20 protein-coding genes are annotated in these 18,851 nt (G+C 49.3%); 11 read left to right on the top strand and 9 right to left on the bottom strand.

The window, feature by feature from the left end; genetic code table 11:
- Positions 1 to 126: 126 nt before the first annotated feature.
- The 3 genes from METBU_RS0116830 (at position 127) to METBU_RS0116820 (ending at position 3,239) form a co-directional block, all read left to right on the top strand.
- Positions 127 to 1,464 carry a DEAD/DEAH box helicase gene (locus METBU_RS0116830; RefSeq protein WP_017841737.1) on the top strand — a complete coding sequence of 446 codons (1,338 nt, stop codon included), beginning with the start codon at positions 127 to 129 and terminating at the stop codon, positions 1,462 to 1,464.
- 563 nt (positions 1,465 to 2,027) lie between these two features.
- A complete protein-coding gene (locus tag METBU_RS0116825; protein ID WP_017841736.1) occupies positions 2,028 to 2,972 on the top strand; it encodes a hypothetical protein in 945 nt (314 codons plus the stop codon).
- 21 nt (positions 2,973 to 2,993) lie between these two features.
- Positions 2,994 to 3,239: a hypothetical protein gene (locus METBU_RS0116820; RefSeq protein WP_017841735.1), complete on the top strand. Its 246-nt coding sequence runs from the start codon at positions 2,994 to 2,996 to the stop codon at positions 3,237 to 3,239.
- 208 nt (positions 3,240 to 3,447) lie between these two features.
- On the opposite strand, the gene METBU_RS27640 is transcribed toward METBU_RS0116820, so the two are convergent.
- Positions 3,448 to 3,804 carry a hypothetical protein gene (locus METBU_RS27640; RefSeq protein WP_138767251.1) on the bottom strand — a complete coding sequence of 119 codons (357 nt, stop codon included), beginning with the start codon at positions 3,802 to 3,804 and terminating at the stop codon, positions 3,448 to 3,450.
- Positions 3,805 to 4,454: 650 nt separating this feature from the next.
- Between METBU_RS27640 and fba the strand changes: the two genes are divergently transcribed.
- Complete coding sequence (gene fba / locus METBU_RS0116805) at positions 4,455 to 5,462, top strand: class II fructose-bisphosphate aldolase (RefSeq protein WP_026130284.1); 1,008 nt, start codon at positions 4,455 to 4,457, stop codon at positions 5,460 to 5,462.
- Positions 5,463 to 5,857: 395 nt separating this feature from the next.
- On the opposite strand, the gene METBU_RS0116800 is transcribed toward fba, so the two are convergent.
- Both METBU_RS0116800 and METBU_RS0116795 read right to left on the bottom strand, forming a co-directional pair.
- On the bottom strand, positions 5,858 to 6,127 hold the full coding sequence (locus tag METBU_RS0116800; protein WP_017841731.1) for a Txe/YoeB family addiction module toxin: 270 nt from the start codon (positions 6,125 to 6,127) through the stop codon (positions 5,858 to 5,860).
- Between the two features lie 2 nt (positions 6,128 to 6,129).
- Positions 6,130 to 6,390, bottom strand: a complete 261-nt coding sequence (locus METBU_RS0116795; protein ID WP_017841730.1) for a type II toxin-antitoxin system Phd/YefM family antitoxin — start codon at positions 6,388 to 6,390, stop codon at positions 6,130 to 6,132.
- A gap of 213 nt (positions 6,391 to 6,603) precedes the next feature.
- Between METBU_RS0116795 and METBU_RS0116790 the strand changes: the two genes are divergently transcribed.
- A complete protein-coding gene (locus METBU_RS0116790) occupies positions 6,604 to 6,852 on the top strand; it encodes a type II toxin-antitoxin system Phd/YefM family antitoxin (RefSeq protein ID WP_017841729.1) in 249 nt (82 codons plus the stop codon).
- Complete coding sequence (locus tag METBU_RS0116785) at positions 6,842 to 7,141, top strand: type II toxin-antitoxin system RelE family toxin (RefSeq protein WP_017841728.1); 300 nt, start codon at positions 6,842 to 6,844, stop codon at positions 7,139 to 7,141. Before METBU_RS0116790 ends, METBU_RS0116785 begins: the two co-directional genes overlap by 11 nt.
- A 76-nt stretch (positions 7,142 to 7,217) precedes the next feature.
- On the opposite strand, the gene METBU_RS0116780 is transcribed toward METBU_RS0116785, so the two are convergent.
- Together METBU_RS0116780 and METBU_RS24490 are read right to left on the bottom strand one after the other, a co-directional pair.
- Positions 7,218 to 7,541 (bottom strand): toll/interleukin-1 receptor domain-containing protein, encoded by a 324-nt coding sequence (locus METBU_RS0116780; RefSeq protein ID WP_268869781.1) that lies wholly within the window; start codon positions 7,539 to 7,541, stop codon positions 7,218 to 7,220.
- Between the two features lie 247 nt (positions 7,542 to 7,788).
- The gene (locus tag METBU_RS24490; protein WP_051056250.1) at positions 7,789 to 8,181 is read right to left on the bottom strand and encodes a thiol-disulfide oxidoreductase DCC family protein; all 393 of its coding nucleotides are present in this window, start codon (positions 8,179 to 8,181) and stop codon (positions 7,789 to 7,791) included.
- A 471-nt stretch (positions 8,182 to 8,652) separates the two neighbouring features.
- Here METBU_RS24490 and METBU_RS0116770 point away from each other — a divergent pair, with 471 nt between their 5' ends.
- On the top strand, positions 8,653 to 10,449 hold the full coding sequence (locus tag METBU_RS0116770; protein WP_017841725.1) for an assimilatory sulfite reductase (NADPH) flavoprotein subunit: 1,797 nt from the start codon (positions 8,653 to 8,655) through the stop codon (positions 10,447 to 10,449).
- A 13-nt stretch (positions 10,450 to 10,462) separates the two neighbouring features.
- Positions 10,463 to 12,169 (top strand): assimilatory sulfite reductase (NADPH) hemoprotein subunit, encoded by a 1,707-nt coding sequence (cysI, locus tag METBU_RS0116765; protein WP_017841724.1) that lies wholly within the window; start codon positions 10,463 to 10,465, stop codon positions 12,167 to 12,169.
- Positions 12,170 to 12,546: 377 nt separating this feature from the next.
- On the opposite strand, the gene METBU_RS0116760 is transcribed toward cysI, so the two are convergent.
- The 4 genes from METBU_RS0116760 to METBU_RS24485 form a co-directional block, all read right to left on the bottom strand.
- Complete coding sequence (locus METBU_RS0116760) at positions 12,547 to 13,599, bottom strand: MJ1255/VC2487 family glycosyltransferase (protein WP_017841723.1); 1,053 nt, start codon at positions 13,597 to 13,599, stop codon at positions 12,547 to 12,549.
- Positions 13,596 to 14,123, bottom strand: a complete 528-nt coding sequence (locus METBU_RS0116755; RefSeq protein WP_017841722.1) for a phosphatase PAP2 family protein — start codon at positions 14,121 to 14,123, stop codon at positions 13,596 to 13,598. The genes METBU_RS0116760 and METBU_RS0116755 overlap by 4 nt, the downstream gene beginning before the upstream one ends.
- A gap of 176 nt (positions 14,124 to 14,299) precedes the next feature.
- Entirely contained in the window at positions 14,300 to 14,530 is a 231-nt protein-coding gene (locus tag METBU_RS0116750) for a hypothetical protein (RefSeq protein ID WP_017841721.1), read from the bottom strand.
- A gap of 3 nt (positions 14,531 to 14,533) precedes the next feature.
- Positions 14,534 to 15,331: a UDP-2,3-diacylglucosamine diphosphatase gene (locus METBU_RS24485; protein WP_017841720.1), complete on the bottom strand. Its 798-nt coding sequence runs from the start codon at positions 15,329 to 15,331 to the stop codon at positions 14,534 to 14,536.
- A gap of 220 nt (positions 15,332 to 15,551) precedes the next feature.
- On the opposite strand from METBU_RS24485, the gene METBU_RS0116740 reads away from it, so the two are divergent.
- The 3 genes from METBU_RS0116740 to ppnN all read left to right on the top strand — a co-directional run bounded on the left by METBU_RS0116740 (position 15,552) and on the right by ppnN (position 18,589).
- Positions 15,552 to 16,412: a DUF3014 domain-containing protein gene (locus METBU_RS0116740; RefSeq protein WP_017841719.1), complete on the top strand. Its 861-nt coding sequence runs from the start codon at positions 15,552 to 15,554 to the stop codon at positions 16,410 to 16,412.
- A gap of 220 nt (positions 16,413 to 16,632) precedes the next feature.
- Positions 16,633 to 16,872, top strand: a complete 240-nt coding sequence (locus tag METBU_RS0116735; protein ID WP_017841718.1) for a hypothetical protein — start codon at positions 16,633 to 16,635, stop codon at positions 16,870 to 16,872.
- Between the two features lie 346 nt (positions 16,873 to 17,218).
- Positions 17,219 to 18,589 carry a nucleotide 5'-monophosphate nucleosidase PpnN gene (gene ppnN, locus METBU_RS0116730; protein WP_017841717.1) on the top strand — a complete coding sequence of 457 codons (1,371 nt, stop codon included), beginning with the start codon at positions 17,219 to 17,221 and terminating at the stop codon, positions 18,587 to 18,589.
- Positions 18,590 to 18,851: the final 262 nt, after the last annotated feature.

Here is an 18,851-nt window from a genome sequence, read left to right as displayed (position 1 = left end):
TTACAAAACGTTACATTGTAACGGGTGTAACGGGCGTTGCGTTGCGTTACACACTTCTTTAGAAGTGTAACGCATGTAACGCACACCTGATACGCACACCTTGTTACCACAAACAGACAACAGATTATGAAAGCAATCATCCATTCAAAAATTGAATTAATCGATATGCCCGACAACATCGTTGAGGCATGTAAAGAAAAACTAACCTATCCAAACCCGGCATACATGGAGGCAAGAAACCAAGGCCGATATGCCGGAAATACCCCCCGAAATTTGAGGCTGTACGACGAAACCGACAACGGCCTTATGGTGCCAAGGGGCGTTCGACTTCGTGACAGTATCGAGATTGACGACCGCCGAACAGTTCACCCGGTTGAGATTAGAACCATTATCGAGTTGCGCGATTATCAGAAGCGCGCCCTGGATGAAGTCCTGGAACACCAACAAGGAGTTTTAGTGGCGCCGACCGGCGCAGGAAAGACAACAATGGGAATCGAGCTTGCGTCAAGATTGGGGCAGCGTTGCTTGATCCTGGTCAAATCAAAAGATTTGGCGGCGCAATGGATCGAGGCCATTAAAGAGTTCACCGGATTGGATGCCGGATTGATTGGTGGCGGCAAGAGTTCCGAAGGAGATCAGTTCACCGTGGGATTGATGCAAACGCTTTCCAATCGTGATTTAAGCGGGATGAGTTACGGGCTTGTACTGGCTGACGAATGCCACAATTTACCGGCAAGGCAGGCATTCAATACGATCAATCAGCTTCCAGCCAAGTATCGTTTCGGATTATCCGCCACACCACAGAGGCGGGACGATCTAGAATTTATGATTTTTGCCGCCGTGGGAGAGATTATCGCGGAGATCGATCAAGGCGAAGTTGAAGGCGCTGTATTGCCGGTAGAGGTCCGGGTAATTCATATTGAGTTCGATTGCATGGTCGATTCGTGGCAGGAGTTCTTATCCGTTCTGGCCGAGGATCAGGGGCGTAATCAGTTAATTGTCGATGAGGCTATCGAATTGACCGTTGATACATCGGTTGTTGTCATGACCGGAACAATCGAACACGCAGAACGATTGTTCGAACTGTTCGAGGATGAAGGCGAGGAAGTTTTATTGATTCATGGGCAGCTACCCAAAAAGGACCGCGAACAGCGCATGAAGGATGCGCCCAATCACCGACTTATTGTTGGGACGCTTTCGTTGCTTTCCGAGGGTATCAACTGGCCTCATGTGGGCTGCGTTGTATTCGCGGTTCCGGTTAGCGCGTCAATCGAGAAAGAGACACCGGCAGCAACAAGGCTTATTCAATCCATCGGCAGAGCAAGACGACCTTATCCCGGCAAAACTAAAGCAGTGGTTGTAGATATTGTCGATAGGCACCCGTTCGGGTATTCGACCTTTAAAAAGCGGCTCACGATTTACCAGCTTAAAGAATTCGACGTTATCAAGAGTGAGCCGTTCTGACGATTACGACATTCGACCATACTGCAACAGCACAGGCAGTATGTGCCGGCAATCCAAACAGGGGCAAAATTCTATTGTTTCACTAAACGAAACAGCACCTATACCAATATTCGTGCCTGCCTTAAAGTCTTATATTTACTTGCTTGCGTCGAGTTGGCACGGAATCATGCTAGAGAATCGGTTGTTGCTTTATTGTTTACAATCATTTTTGTTTGAGTTGGTTCCATTTTTGAGCATGCCATCGACACCACGCGCGCGAGGGGTAACAGGTATTTCTTTGTGTCCCATGGGACACAAGCTCATCGACACCACGCGCGCGATGGGTAACGGGAATTTTAGTAGCCAATTGGCTACTCAAAGCATCGACACCACGCGCGCGAGGGGTAACGAAGTCGAAAAAAGTCTTGCGCCCCGGGGCGCAATCGACACCACACCACTTAAAAACACAATATCTTGTGTCATTTAAATATCATAAAAACAACTTGTTGTGTTTTTACTTATTCCAAAGTCTACCTTTTTAGCGTATAAATAACCCCGAAATTCAAACTTTCGAGGTTAATTAGATGAAATTCTCAAAACAGCAAGCCTATGTGCTTAACCTGAACGACGAAACAGACGATATTCAAGATGCATCAATGCCGATGCATGCCCATATCGCCAATACGCTAACCATGCTTGCCCCATGGCCGGGCCGATTCAATCAGCACGAGCGGCCATTGACCGACAACAACACATTCCGCGAACTCACGGCGCAGGGATACAAGCGCAAAATTTCGGAACTCAACGACACGATAGACGAGCTTAACTCCAACCGGACAAAAGCAAGGGCCGCTTTCAGCACGCTGCACGATGCCGCAAAAGCGTTGGGAGATGAGATCGTAAAAATTCAAGCGGATCAGCGTTACTCAAGACAGGGGTCGTTAGAAATGTCGAGCAAGCGCATTGCCGAATTCGTTGATTTACGCATCAAGGCGCATAGTCGCGAGATAGGCGCATTGACTGACGCATCGAAGCGGCTTAAGCGGCTTATCGACCTATTCCCCTTGCCGGAACCGACCGCGCATGAAATAGCGATCGATCAGGAAATTAGGTCAATGTATCGAGCCGATGAAAACGCGATCAAAAAAGCCCTGTTCAAAGGAATCAGCACGATTGAGGCGTTGGCTATCGTTCGCGCGCCGGCTTCATTATCCGGCTTGAATGATGCCCAATACGGCAAAGTGAAAGCCGACTACACTTTTATGTCATTCTTTGCCGAGTGTTACGCAATCGACATTTATAACCAAATGTCCGAGTCCTTGTGGACGGAGGCGGCGCGAGTTTTGTTGTCCTTGCTGGATAAGTCCGGTTTTAATCCGGTCGAGCGCGATAACATTTTTAGGAATACCGGCTATTCGTGGCAGGAGTCAAACCTGTTAAGCGTTCTTGCCGAGGAAAGGGTATTTATCGATATGATCGAAGAAAAAAGCGTTATGGCCTCACCAATACGCGCCCGCGAAGCCGCTTAAGTTCCGCTGAAACCCGAAAAAATGACGGCAAAAAAGACGCGAAAACAACGAATAAGCCCGCTGACCAATGCTAAGGCCATCGGCGCTGAAATGCGCAGTATTTACCGGCTTGCTCGTCGTTTTTTCGGGAATGCTGACGCTATCCCGCCGAACGACGCGCGAACACTGGCGCAGATTCTAAAAATGGTTGCCGACATTCATCAACAAACCGAGATCGAACAGCGGCTTGAAGAACTTGAACGGCTGGCAAAAGAAGGCAAGAAGTAACGATGACAAAGTACACCGGGCCGATAATACCATTCACCGAGGAATCATTAAGGCGGCATGGCTATTGGCCCGCGCCTAAGCCTTTCAGGTCGAGCAGTGGAATTTTTACCTCAACATTGCCGAAGCCTAAGCCTCCTATCGATTTATCAAGATGGGCTCCGCGCAAAGTACAAATGAAAAAGGCGGGCGAATGAGTATCAAGGCAAGGTTAAACAAAATCACGAAACGGATAGAGGTTATAGGCTACCGACAACCCCGCGTTGCTATCGTGGCCGAAACCGAAGGCGGGCCGAGCATTGATGAGCAGGTGAAAGCGTGGACGGATCGGAACGGCGCGGAACCCGAGCAGGTTATAGTCATTTGTGCGTTGGTGGCTGGCTGTGAGGCTTAGAGCGAGGCTAAACAGGCTAGAGCGAGGCTTAAAGCCTAACCCGTTAAAAGCGGCAAGTTGGTTCATCTGTAAAAATCCTTGTGAATGCAGGCCGGGAGAATGCCGGAAAGCCAAAGCGAACACGGACGGCGGCGCGATTTTTTTAAGGATAATGGCGGTGGATGCCGGAACCAAGGCAGCGATCCTTGAGGCGTACAGTCGAAATAAAAGCGTTCTGATTGCGTCATGCTCTAACCCTGGTTGCTATCGTGATTTTTTGGACGACTATTTGCAACCGTGCCCGCACCAAGCAGCGGATTGGGACGAATGGGAGCGCAAAAACCCCGGAGCAATGCCGAGAATGATACTTTCACTTTATGAGGTCGAAGCATGAGTAGACGCAAACCCAGACACAGAATACACGATAAGGCCGAACCTATGCCGAAAGGATACATAGAGAACTTGCGGCGGCTTTATGGCGGTTCCGCCGGTTCCCCCGAAAAAAACAAAGGTGAAAGTGAAACCCCATTTTTCCCCCGTTGAAGCGATCGTAAGCAAGTGTGAAAACTAGGTAAGGGCTTATTAACTGGGGGTACTTTTTAGGGGTATCAAAAAAATACGAGATTGCATCATATTGTTTTATATGGCGAATATAGCGACTTCGAGACAGGCCCCAGCACCAAGCGATGGCCTCGAACCTATTTTTCATAAAGCCCGCAAGCTTTTAGCTTAGCGGGCTTTTTTGTGCCTTATTGCATACCGTCAATTTTGGCGGTACTTTTGACGGTATCAAATTTCATTGTCAGAGAAATACCGTTAAATTAAAAAAGGAAGGAGAACCGCTCATGGCTTTGGTCTCATTACGACAACTGCTGGATTATGCCGCCGAACACGGCTTCGGCATTCCCGCATTCAACGTCAGCAACATGGAGCAGGTCCAGGCCATCATGCAGGCGGCCGATGCCTGCGACAGTCCCGTTATCATGCAAGGCTCGGCAGGCGCCAACCGCTATGCCGGAGAAGTGTTCTTGCGTCATTTGATCATGGCTACCGTCGAACAATACCCGCACATTCCAGTTGTCATGCACCGGGATCATGCACCATCCCCGGACATCTGCGCCCAGGCGATCCAATCTGGCTTCAGCTCGGTGATGATGGACGGCTCCTTGCTGGAAGATATGAAAACGCCGGCCTCTTTCGACTATAACGTCGACGTGACGCGCACCGTCGTCAAGATGGCGCATGCCTGCGGCGTGTCCGTGGAAGGCGAAATCGGCTGCCTGGGGTCTTTGGAAAACAAAACGGGACAGGCGAAGAATCGCTTGTTGACCGACCCCGAAGAAGCGGTCGAATTCGTCGAACAAACCCAAGTCGATGCGTTGGCGGTAGCCATCGGCACCAGCCATGGCGCCTATAAATTCAGCAAACCGCCGACCGGCGAGGTCTTGGTGATCAGCCGTTTGCGCGAACTGCAACAGCGCTTGCCGAATACCCACTTCGTCATGCACGGTTCGAGCTCGGTGCCGCAAGACTGGCTGAAAGTCATCAACGAATACGGCGGCGACATTCCGCAAACCTATGGCGTGCCGGTCGATGAAATCGTCGAAGGCATAAAATACGGCGTCCGCAAGATTAATATCGACACCGACCTGCGTATGGCCTCCACGGGCGCGATTCGCCGCTATATTGCCGATCCGGCAAACGCATCGGAGCTGGATTCTCGCAAGATATATCAGTCGGCCAGGGATGCAATGCAAGCGCTCTGCCAATCGCGCTTCGAAGCGTTCGGCTCGGCAGGAAACGCGGGTAAAATCAAAGCCGTGCCATTGCGCGATATGGCGAAGCGCTACTAAGGGTGAGAACACTTTGAGCGATAGAAGCCAATTTAGCGTTTATTCAGTCATTCAGTCATAGAGAAACCATCGCAATATTATCTGGAGAAACGGATAACCTGTAGAAAAGCAGCAATTCCCAGTCTAAGAAGTTTCGCCGTGTTTAGGGTGCGGGGTATGCCTGTCGAGGAACGCCGTAGACCCATCCATGGGGGCTTGACGGCGGCTCCCTGCCGCCGACATCCTCGCCAAGCACACCCCGCACCCTTTTTTATCCTCAAATTGGGAATTGCTGGTAGAAAAGGGACGATTTGAATTATCAATTTAACCTGACCCCTTTTTTAGAAGTGGCTACGACTGGCCACTACTCGGACAGTTGACTTCGGCAAGCTGAAGCATCTTGCTAATCAGGAAAGTTAATGACGGCTCTCGTAATGAAAACGGCAAGCGATAATGACTAACTCTGTATCGGTTGCCCGATATACCAGGCGGTTTGTATCATCTATGCGTCGTGACCAGTAACCGGATAAATCGCCACGTAGCGGTTCGGGCTTTCCGATTCCGGTAAACGGATCGCGCGCGGAGGCTGTAATCAAGAGGTTTAACCGCTTGAGCGTTTTGTTATCCTGATGTTGCCAGTACAGATAATCCTCCCATGCATCGGGAACAAATAGAATGACACGCATGATTAATCACTAGGGTGTAATTGATGTTCTTGCGCCTGTCCCGCTTTGTCTTGTGCGATGGCTCTGGCTAATGCCGCCGCGTTCGCTGGATTACTAGTCAGGTGCAATGTCTCCATGATGCTGTTGTAGCTATCCAGCGACATCACCACTGCATCACCCTCTGCATCACGACGACTGATAATGGTAACGTCAGCATCTTGTACTACCTCATCCAATATAGACTTGAGAGCATTGCGTGCATGGGTGTAGGTAACGACTTTCATACTTGCCTCACTTGATCATTAAGTTGTACAAGTATAGACAAAAGGAACGGCAATTCAATAGCTCATTATCAAGAGGAACAGAATAAATCCATCTTTAACGATCGTATTCACGCGCCAGCTTTGCTGGCCGCGTGCAATTGATTGTTATGGCTTTACAAGACCTATTACCAGGGCTAATATTTGGCCTCATGATAATTAACCCAAGGTATCTCCATGACGCATCAAATCCTTACTGACGTGGCTGCCAGCATCTCCGAACTAAAAGCCAACCCCATGAAGGTCGTAGCCAGCGGAGAAGGCATGCCCATTGCCGTGCTTAACAGGAATGAGCCTGTGTTTTATTGTATCCCCACCAAAGCCTATGAAGCTATGATGGACCTTATAGAAGATAAAGAGCTACTGGAAATTGCCAGGGGCCGCATGGACGAAGAAAGCATTAAGGTTAACCTGGATGATCTATGAGTTAGCATTTAAGAAAAGTGCCCTGAAAGAATGGAAAAAGCTCGGTCCCAATGTACGGGAACTTTTCGCTAAAAAACTCAAAGAGCGGCTTTCCAGTCCACAGGTTCCTTCTGCAGCAGTTAGCGGAGGAACAAACCTTTACAAAATCAAACTGCGTCAACTTGGATATCGGCTAGTCTATTCAGTATCAGATACTACCGTCACTGTCACTGTCCTTGCCGTCGGAAAAAGAAATCGAAATGAAGTTTATGATTTGGCTCTTTCACGCGAGAAGGTCGATAAGCCATAACACCCGAAATAACCGGCGTGCTTTTTAGCACGTCCGGCGCCGCAGGCGCGTAGTTTATTGACTTGTTAACTGTTTACTAACGCTTAAGCTCATAAGTGACTTTGCCCGAAACATAAGCTGATATCAGCCAACTAGGCAGCTCACCAACTTCAACTTCGTCATTTAAAATAAATACAATTGAACGCTTAAGCGCTCCCTTTAGTTTTGAATAAAAGACTTGGTTAAGTTCAAAGTTACACCAATGAGAATCTAACGAGTCTCTAGTTGCGAAAAATATAAAAGCTTTTGATAGTGCAAGCTTTTCTTCGATCGAATTTTGAAACTCCATGCCACTATCGAAGCTTCTTTCATCGAAGATGCAGTTGAGTCGCCCCTGTTGGTTCGCTACTTCCCTAACAATTTCTTTGTCGATAGATCAATGTGACAGAAATGCTTTCATTGGATTATTCCTTATAATCTCAAAGTTGGTGCTATGTTCGCGTTAATAGTTGAAATTAATACTATGCGAATGCCGAAAAGACTGTAGGTATGTACGCTACGCGTACCATGGCGTCCCCACCAATGTTAATACAAGCCTCAATGGTTTGATCTAGGGAGGGATTCGGTGCTTAAGGAGAAAAAGGTAGAGAAAAAGGGGTCAGGTTGAATTAATTTTTTTCGTCGATGCGCCGTTTTCCGGTCAACGGCAGACGATAATAGGCGAATAGGCGGTAAGCGCATTCCATCAGAGGTAAGAGTCCAGGAAGTGTTTCGACCAAGACAGCCAACCGGCGATAATAGGGCAAACGCTTCCACAGAACCAAGAATGCTCGCGCCCCGGTTTGCAACTGCCTGTTTTCGTCGATGACATGGATACGGTCCATCGCCTGTTTATAACTGATTCCGGCGCTATCGAGAGCTGCCTGGTCGCGGACTATATCAACCCATTCAATCGCGCCGTCTCGATCGAGTCTTTTCATCGCCTTAACTTCGGCTTTGCATAGAGGGCAGTCGCCATCATGGAAACATCTAACTTTCGTTGAGAATTGTGGTGTCGTCATTATTTGTCCCGAAAAATCGCCAAACCTTGCTTCATCTATACCACGACGGCCAATAAATCAAAGCTAATTATACCGAGCGGAAGCTGGATTAATGTTCTCAACGGACGGAAACTAGCTTTAATGATAATTGCTGAGTAAAATACTTGGTTATTAGCGTCCGACTTAAAACTGAATCTGTTTAATCAGGGCCAAACGTTGACCCTGAACAGAGCAGTTGGCATGTGTTGTAGACCGTTCGTGCTGAGCCAAGTCGAAGCATGAAGGGTCTACAACACTTTCACCGGCTTGGTGAAGCCTCAAACCAGCCCTCACCCTTCGACAGGGCTCTCCTGAGCGCAGCCGAAGGGCTCAGGGCGAACGGCAGTTTCTGGCTCTCAACTGCTCTTTTTAGGTTGATAGATTTTTGTCGGTAGACATGGGACTTTTCAATAGTTAAAAACTATTCAGCCCTACTGTATAAGGAAAATATTTATGCGTAATACCTTCCCCGAACAAACTCAAACGCCGTTAGACGAGGAACGTTATCGGTTGTTCCGGCAGTTTTCATCCCTGTTAACGTCGGAACAAAAAGCCTGGGTAGCCGGTTATCTGACCGCGCAATTGTCATCGGCGGTAAGCACCACCGCCCATGAGGCAACAGCCGACGAAATCACCATTCTGGTCGGTTCGCAAACCGGCAACTGCGAAGAGCTGGCCGAACAAGTCCATGACTTAGCCGCCGAACGCGGGCTGCGAACCGTGATCAAGGACATGGGCGATTATAAGGCGCCGCAACTGAAGACTGAAAAGTATTTGCTGGTAATCGTAAGCACCTATGGCGAAGGCGATCCACCCGATAATGCTCGAGATCTCTATGACTTTTTGTTCAGCAAACGGGCGCCGTCATTAAAACACACCCAATTCGCCGTGCTGGCGTTGGGCGATACCAGTTATGAATTTTTCTGCAAAACCGGCGCCGATTTCGATCAACGCCTGGAAGAACTTGGCGCCACCCGGCTGTTCGAGCGGGCCGATTGCGATGTCGATTACGAGACGGCGGCGGAAGACTGGATGACTTCGGTGCTGAACGTATTAAGCCAGCGCACGCTGAGTGTCTCTGAGGAAACGGGCCTGACGCCGGCCACGGCTAATACCGCCGCAATATCTCCGTATTCACGCAAAAATCCATTTCCGGCCGTGCTGTTGGATGACATCGTGTTGAACGGGCGCGGCTCGAACAAGGAAACCCATCACTATGAATTGTCGCTGGAGGGTTCCGGTTTAAGCTATGAACCCGGCGATGCCTTAGGTATCTATCCTAGCAATGCTCCGGAGCTAGTCGAAGAACTGCTCGAAATCCTGCATTTTAACGGGGATGACGCGGTCAGCAGCGACGGAAAAGATCGTTCATTGTATGAAGCCCTACTTTGCGACTATGAAATCACGACCTTGACCCGGCCGATACTGCAGAAATATGCCGCTCTAAACGGCAACCCCAAGTTGGAAGGTCTGTTTGACGAGGCGCATAAGCAAGACCTGGCCGACTATTTATATGGCCGCGAAATCATCGATTTGATCACCGATTTTCCCTGCGACGATTTGAATCCGCAAGATTTCATCGATAGTCTGCGCAAATTGCCGCCGCGTCTCTATTCAATCGCCTCAAGCCTGAAACAACATCCCGATGAAGTGCATTTGACCGTTGCAACGGTCCGCTATCAAAGTCACGGCCGCCGCCGTCATGGCGTCTGCTCGACCTTCCTGGCCGACCGTATCGGTTCGGAAACTACGATACCGGTCTATGTCGATCACAACAAAAATTTCAAACTGCCGAGCGACCCCAGTGCGCCGATCGTCATGATCGGCCCGGGCACCGGTATCGCGCCGTTCCGCGCCTTCGTCGAGGAACGCGAGGCCGTCGGCGCCAACGGCAAGAACTGGCTGTTTTTCGGCGATCAGCATTTCATGACCGACTTTCTCTATCAAAGCGAATGGCTGCGTTATCTAAAAAGCGGCTTGCTAACGCGGATGAACGTCGCCTTTTCCCGCGACCAGGCCGAGAAAGTCTATGTGCAACAGCGCATGCAGGAATACAGCCGCGACTTATATGCCTGGCTGCAGGAAGGTGCTTATCTTTATGTCTGCGGCGACGAAAAACACATGGCTCGCGACGTGCACGAAACCCTGCTGGGTCTGGTCGAACGTGAAGGCGGCATGAACCGCGATGCGGCGGAACACTATGTGAAAACCTTACAGAAAGAAAAACGCTATCAGCGTGATATTTATTAACGAGGATACAAACATGACCAACGTGTCTGAGGAAGAATTGAACAAACGGGTCGAAGTGGAACGCATCAAGGATGCCAGCAATTATCTGCGCGGCAGCCTGGTGGAAAGCCTGAATAACCCGTTGACCGGCGCGCTGACCGATAGCGATACCCAACTATCCAAGTTTCACGGCATTTATCAGCAGGACGACCGCGACCTGCGCGACGAGCGGCGCAAGCAAAAGCTGGAGCCGCATTATCAATTCATGGTTCGGGTCCGAGTCGCCGGAGGCATTTGCACGCCGGCGCAGTGGCTGGAGATGGACCGTATCGCCACCACCTGGTGCAACGACAGCATACGCTTGACCACGCGCCAGGCGCTGCAGTTCCACGGCATCCTTAAACGCGACCTGAAACGCAGTATCGCCGAAATCAACGCCTCGCTGCTCGACACCATCGCCGCCTGCGGCGACGTCAACCGCAATGTCATGTGCAGCCCGGTGCCGGAACAATCCCGGCTGCACGGGGAAGCCTACGAATATGCCCGCCGCATCAACGATCATCTGACTCCGAGAACGACCGCCTACCATGAAATCTGGTTGGACGAAAAGCTGATCGATTCCAGCCGACAAGACGAGGAACCGATCTACGGAAAACATTATTTGCCGCGTAAATTCAAGACCGCAATCGCGGTACCGCCCGCCAACGATGTCGATATCTTCGCCAACGATCTAGGCTTCATTGCAATTGCCGAGAACGACCGCCTGGTCGGTTTCAATGTCACGGTCGGCGGCGGCATGAGCCTGACCCACGGAGAGCCGAACACCTATCCGCGTTTGGCCGACGTGATCGGCTACTGCCCCAAGCATAAGACACTGCAAGTCGCCGAAGAAATCGTCAAGATCCAGCGCGATTTCGGCAATAGAACCAACCGCAAGCATGCGCGTCTGAAATACACCATAGACGACCGCGGCATCGACTGGTTCAAATTCGAATTGAATCGTCGCCTGGGCTGGCAATTGGAAGCGCCGAGAGAATACAGGTTCGAATATTCGGGCGACCGCTACGGTTGGATCAAGGGCATTAACGACACCTGGGATTACACCGTGTTCATCCAGAACGGCCGTATCGCCGACGACGATATGCCCGTCATGACCGGGCTGCGCGAAATCGCCAAGGTCCATGACGGCGACTTTCGGATTTCACCAAACCAAAACCTGATCATCGGCAAGGTCAGCGATCACAATAAGCCGGTAATCGAATCGCTGCTGCGCCAATACGGTTTTATAGAACCGGGACAGCAAAGCGCGTTACGCTTGAATGCGATGGCCTGTGTCGCCTTTCCGACCTGCAGCCTGGCAATGGCCGAAAGCGAACGTTATCTGCCGGCTTTCCTCGACAAACTGGAGCCGCTACTGCAACAGTTTGGCCTGGAGAACGACCCCATTTTACTGCGCATGACCGGCTGCCCAAACGGCTGTGCCCGTCCTTTTCTCGGTGAAATCGGCCTAGTCGGCAAGGCGCCGGGCAAATATAATCTGTATTTAGGCGCCGGGTTCGAAGGTCAACGACTGAATAAGCTGTATCGGGAAAATATCAATGAGGAGCAGATTCTGGCTGAATTAGCACCTTTACTGCAGCATTATGCCGACGACCGCCAAGCCGGCGAACGTTTCGGCGACTTTGTAATCAGAACCGGCTATGTCGAAGCGATGATTGCGGGGCGCGATTTTCAACGTTGAATAAAGCCCCATCAAACTTGGTCACTGTAAAGACCCTTAATACCATTTCGGGAGCCGGAAACACAGCCACCTAGCATGTGTTTTTCAATGAGGCGTGTACATATCGCGCACCAAAACGATTAATGCCTCCTTACTCCGTTGTGGGAGCGATCCCCAGCGCGATTATCGAGGTCGAGAAGTTCGAATAGCCAGTTGAAGGCGTCGAAGTCAAAACGCCAAAGCTTCGATCAACGCCATCGGCTGCCGAGCGTCAATGGCATCGACGATAACAAAAAGGGGTCGGGTTGAATTATTAATTTAACCCGACCCCTTTTTTGCTTCTTTTTGCTTTTTTCAAATTGGCCGATGCGAATTGAGCGACAGAAAGGCGCGGGTCATCAAATATCCGCAAGCCGCTTGATCTGCAATACGTCAACGCTATCCCATACCGCTTCGGTAAATTTCATGTCCATTTGCGGCATGCCGTCTTTGATCCATTGCACAATAATTTTGGCGACATTCGGGTAGGTGATGTGTACTGCATGCGGATTATGCAGCCAATTTTCAATGACGGCGACATCCATGTTGAACATCGTATGGCCATAGCCGAGTTGTTCGAGCGCTGCGGCGTTGGAAATTTGTTCCATTTGCGCGTGCAGTGGTTTGGCGAGAATTTTTTTGCCGAGTTGCAGCGATTCGCTGGCCAGCTCGAAACCGGCATTGCTTATGATGCCGGCGCTGTCGTATAAGTCTTTTTGAAATCCGTCACGCGATAGCGGCTTGCACAGAATATGAGGATATCTTGATTCGACCGGTTGCGGCGCGTAAATATGAAATTCGAAATTTTCGAACGGGCACAAATACTTTATGACTTCGCTTTGATCTTCGAACGGCAAATAGACGATGATTTTATTGTTGACGATCGATTTCGGAAATTCCGGTGTTTCGATGATCGGCGGCAGGATCGGTTGACCGAAATGATGCCAATGCAAGCCGATGCCTTGGTCGGCCGGAGCGAAATATTTCATCACTTGGTCGGCGATCGGATCCGAGCCGGTCTTAGGAATTTTATGGTTGAATGCATACTGATGGCCGATACCGAGTACCGGAACTTTTTGCTTTTTAGCGGCCCAGGCCGTCACAGGCTCGAAGTCGCTGATGACCAAATCGTAACCCTTTAAATCCAGAGTATTGACATCCCGAATGAAACGAATCGGCCGCGCCTGTAGCGCGGTTTTGAGGTAATTGACTTGCCCTTTTTCGGTGTTGAAGGTTAGTCCTTCTTTAAGCTGATAACCGTTGAACACTTCCATGTCGAAATATTTGTCGGCGGAACGGCCGCTGAATTGAAACGTAACCTCAAAACCTTGGGCGTAAAGTTCTTTCGCCATGACTCTGGCCCGAGTAATGTGTCCGTTACCGGTGCCTTGTACTCCATAAAATATCTTCATAGTGATAATAAGTAATCCAAGCTGAAAATTGCCGTGCCGACGCCTATTGCGGCGCCCATCAAGGTATCGGTTGGGAAATGCACTCCCAGTACCACGCGTGAGAAACCGACCGATGCCGCCCATAGATAAAGCGGAATCAATAAGACCGGCATGAAAAAACCAACCAAGGTCGCCATCATGAAGGCTGCGGAAGTGTGTCCGGAGGGAAAACTGAACTGATCCGAAGGGATAATGACGCTACGAAAATTTTCCAATGCCGCTTGCGGACGATTTCGTTTAAAACTATTTTTAAGAATGAAATAAATCGGACGTTCGATAAGAAACGCCAGGGCCATGGCTTTAAACAGCGGCGATTCGGCACCGCTTTCCCAATACAGCCACGCGGCCGCTAACACATAAAGTATGCCGTCGCCGGTTTTCGAAATATAACGGCATAGACGAACCAGATGCGTGTGGATGCTTACGTTATTCAGCCAGGTAAACATGAACACATCGCATTTGTGAATCGAATAAATCAGTTTCATAGTCTTGCCCTCGTTAGGTGCCCGCGCGTCGACCGCGACAACGTAGGGCGGTGAAAATCATCGATTTTCCATTTATGTTCAGCTCCTTAATTCAGGGCAAAGCTTAAGGCTACTCTGTGACAATTAGATGAAGATTTGTTTAAGATTTGATGACGGTGCGCCGAACTGAGATGGCATCAACGAACCTTGCGGCGTAGAGCGCGACCCTTGCGCCAGACGTGTGAGCTATGGCGGTTTTTCTTGAAGAGTCTGATGACGGTGCGCTTGATTTTGTTCGATGCTTTAAGCATGATCGACAAGCCCACGACCATGGTCGGCAGACCAAGCGGAACCGGCAACGGAAAGAGGATAAGTCCGGCGACAAAGACAGTGCCGCCGACCGACATGAGAATGGTTTTTTTGAGCACCGATTATGCCGCTTGCGCAAGCCCGGTGTCTTCGCTGACGGCATCATCGAGCAATACATGGCTATCTTCGAGCCAGCGTACGATACTGAGCGTTCCGTACTCGTCCTCGGTTAGCGCGGTGCAGCTTTCGACCCAATCGCCGCAATTGCAATAAGTTTTACCGAACTCCATCGTAGCAATATCGGCATGATGAATATGGCCGCAAATAATGCCGTCCACTTTGCGTTTTTGCGCCTCGAGGCTCAGAATGTGCTGATAATTAGTCATAAAGCTGACCACGTTTTTAACTTTGTGTTTTAAAAACGCGGATAAAGACCAATATTTGTAGCCCAATCGAGTACGGACGGCATTGAACCAGCGGTTGACCAGTAACAAGACTTCATAGGCTTCGCCGCCGATATAGGCTAGGCTTTTGTTATGACAAACGATGCTGTCGAATTCATCGCCGTGTAAAACCAAAAATTTACGGCCGTCTTCGGTGGTATGGACAGCATTCAGTTGAATATCGATGCCGTTGAAATGCATGCCTGCATGCTTGCGAAATACTTCGTCGTGGTTGCCCGGAATATAGATGACCCGTGTGCCGTTTTGCGCTTTATTGATGATACGCTGTACGATATCGCTGTGCAGCATCGGCCAATAAGCGCCGGTTTTGAATTTCCAAAAATCGATGATGTCGCCGACCAAATACAGATAATCGGATTCGGTATGATCGAGAAAGTCGCGCAAATATTCGGCTTTACAACCCCGGGTGCCTAGATGCGTGTCGGATATCCAAATGGAACGGTAATGTAGTTTCATTGTAATAGATCCCAAAAGCGGTACATGGCGGCTAAACTACCGGGATAATGTTACAACTTGTTAACCGTTCGATGACGTTTCCATGAAAGGCGAAGGTTTTGATAGACCTCCCCGAGCAAAAAACGTCTGCTATTTGGGAGTTTCGAGTTGTGTTTGACGAAAACATGACCATACGAAGTATTTCTGAGATGAAAATACATAATGATAAAAGGGGAAAAACATGGGGCGCTATGATTTGTATCAACGAAGAAAACCGATCGGAATGACCGTTTTCTTGTTAATACTGCTATTAATTATTGCCGGAGGCGTATGGCTATATTGGCGTTCGACGCAGACGATTGAATCTGAGGTAGGTTTAGAAACTTATGAGCTGCCGGTTCCCTCGGTAACAAAACTTGATGAGGCATTGGTGTCCGACGTTTTGTCGGATAACGAATTAAAAACAAATAGCGAACAAGCAGAAACAGAAGAAACGGAGCCTACAGCTGTACCCAGTCTCAAAGAAAGCGACGACTTTATCAACGAAAAATTGACCGCGTTATCGCCTGAACTTGCCTACTGGTTGAGATCGGACGAGCAGATTCGTAAGATTATTCTGATTATCAACGACTTTTCTCAAGGCCAGCGCCTTCATAAGCATATGCGTTGGCTCAGCTTGGATGAACCGTTCATTGCCGAGGAAGACCAACAAGGACTTTATCTTCCGTCCAAAAGTTATCAGCGTTATAACGCGTTCGCCGAAGCAATCGACTCGGTCAACGTCCATGATATTCTGGAGTTTTATCAAAAAGTCAGACCGCTTTGCCAAGAAGTCTTTGCACAATTCGGCTATCCGGACAGTTATCGGTTAGAGGATTTGATCAAAAAAGCAGGCGCCGAAATTTTATCGGCACCGGTCGTAGAAACGCGAATTGCGTTGATTAAACCGTCGGTACTATATCAATTTGCCGATAACGATATGGAAGCGCTCAGTCCCGTTCAAAAACAAATGCTCAGAATGGGGCCGCAAAATACCCGTATCATTCAAAATAAATTACGTTTATTGATCGAGGCCTTGATAAACATGGACGACACGAATTAAAAAATGGTAATTATTCACACCCCCTATCGTTCTCACGCTCCAGCGTGGGAACGAAGACCGAGACGCTCTCGCGTCTCGTACCGCTGGAGCGGTACTCAGGCATTCCCACGCAGAGCGTGGGAACGATAATTGCCGGGGGACTGAATAGCTACAAAAAATGCGGGATTTAACCGATTAGCCTACGATAAACATTTCTTGATAACTAAATCCGATATAAACGATGACCGATTTATTACCTCATTTGCACATAGCCGGATTGGTTGTGCTAATTTTACTGGTTATTTTATGGACATTATTGCCGTTTGCCGTGTTTGGTATCAAGGCTAAGCAAGACCAGCAAACGCGCATTTTGCGATCCGTTTTAAAAGAATTGCGCACGCTTAATGCCGAACAGACGCCAGTTGAAAACGAAATACCCGAACAGGAAATTAGCTACGAAAATAAGCATAACGGTGACTGATTCGGTAAATTCGCGCCGCCTCTGATTTTTGGTATACCTATCGGACTTCAAATTTCGGCATTAGCGTATGGAGCCGCCGGGGTGTTTGGCTTTGACAGTCCCTCACCTTGCCTTAGGTAACCCGTCATTCCGCCATGGACTGGCGGAATCCAGTGCCATGGATGACAGGCTTTTAAGGTACATTAGCTTGAATGCAAGAATTACTTATTTTTATGACGGCTTAACTTAATGGCAATGAGCCTTAGGTGAGGGATCATAGAGCCTACATGGATGTATTCACCCAGCACCTAAATTCCATAGCCTATGGGCTATATTTTAAGAACACCGCAATACATCCAAGGAAAATATGAAACAAGATGTCGTAGACGCAAGAATCTCTCCGGCCGGTCACTTGGCCGTTCTGTCCAAGACCGAAGTCAATAAATTACTCGATACCAGTCAAGGCGGGCTTTACCGCTTACTGCACAATTGCTCGCTAGCGGTGTTGAATTGCGGCAATTATATGGATGACGGCAAGGAACTGCTCGAACGCTACAAATCCTTTGAAATCCGCGTTCTTCAAGAAGAGCGAGGGATCAAACTCGAAGTGAAAGGAGCTCCGGCCACCGCATTCGTCGACGGTCATATGATCAAAGGCATTAAAGAACATTTGTTTGCCGTTTTACGCGATATTATCTATGTCAGCGACGAGATCAACGATAACCCGAAATTCGATCTGCAAAGCTCCGAAGGCGTGACCAATTCGGTTTTTCATATACTGCGCAACGCCAATATCTTGAAAGCCGGCAAGCTACCGCAATTGGTGGTTTGCTGGGGCGGCCATTCGATTTCGCGCGAGGAATACGATTATTCGAAAGTGGTCGGTTATCAAATGGGCTTGCGGGGCCTTGACATTTGCACCGGCTGCGGACCCGGCGCGATGAAAGGGCCGATGAAAGGCGCAACGATCGGTCATGCCAAGCAGCGTATCGGAACCGGGCATTATATCGGTATTACCGAGCCGGGCATCATCGCCGCCGAAGCACCAAATCCGATCGTTAACGATTTGGTGATCATGCCGGATATCGAAAAACGGCTCGAGGCCTTCGTAAGAGCCGGCCACGGTATCGTCGTATTCCCGGGCGGAGTCGGCACGGCCGAGGAAATATTATATTTATTGGGTATTTTGCTGCACCCTGACAACAAGGACATTTCGTTTCCGTTAATCTTTACCGGGCCGGCAGGTTCCGAGGAATATTTCAAGCAAATCAACCGTTTTATAGGCGAGACCTTAGGGCTGGCCGCGCAACAACGTTACAAAATCATCATCGACGATCCGGCCAGGGTCGCGCGAGATATGAAAGAGGGTATGCAGCGGGTACGCGAATTTCGCCAGCAGCGCGAAGACGCCTATTATTTTAACTGGGGCTTAAAAATCAGCCCCGATTTTCAACAACCCTTCAATCCGACCCACGAAAACATGGCCGCCTTAAAATTGCATAAAGATCAGGAAAGCCATCTGTTAGCCGCGAATCTGCGCCGTGTGTTTTCCGGTATTGTCTCAGGCAACGTTAAAGACGACGGAATTAGAGCGATAGAACAGCACGGCCATTTCGAGATTAAAGGCGATGCCGAAATCATGGGGCCGGTAGACGAATTGTTGAGCGCTTTTGTCAAGCAACAACGCATGAAGCTGCCCGGCAAGACTTATAAGCCGTGTTATCGCATCGTTAAATAAACCATCGAAGTTGCCTGATATACCCATCGTAGATCAAAATTCGGTACCGGGGTGTCCGTCAAAGGACGCCGTGAATACGTCCATGTAGGCTCTATGCCAGCTCCATGCTGGCAAAGCCTTTGTGAACGCCATGGATGGCGTGAATGTCGATTTTGCAGGAGCGAAAACCGACCGGACACCCCGGCGCCTCCTCGGGCACTGCCGAAATTTGAAGTATGAAAGGTATACCTTGTCGATGCTTCAGTTTTAGTGACTTGGCTTG

Origin of the sequence: Methylotuvimicrobium buryatense 5G (assembly GCF_000341735.1) — a bacterium.
GTDB classification, from domain to species: domain Bacteria; phylum Pseudomonadota; class Gammaproteobacteria; order Methylococcales; family Methylomonadaceae; genus Methylotuvimicrobium; species Methylotuvimicrobium buryatense.
Note: the sequence above shows the minus strand (reverse complement) of the source record. Positions and strands in the feature narration are given on the sequence as shown.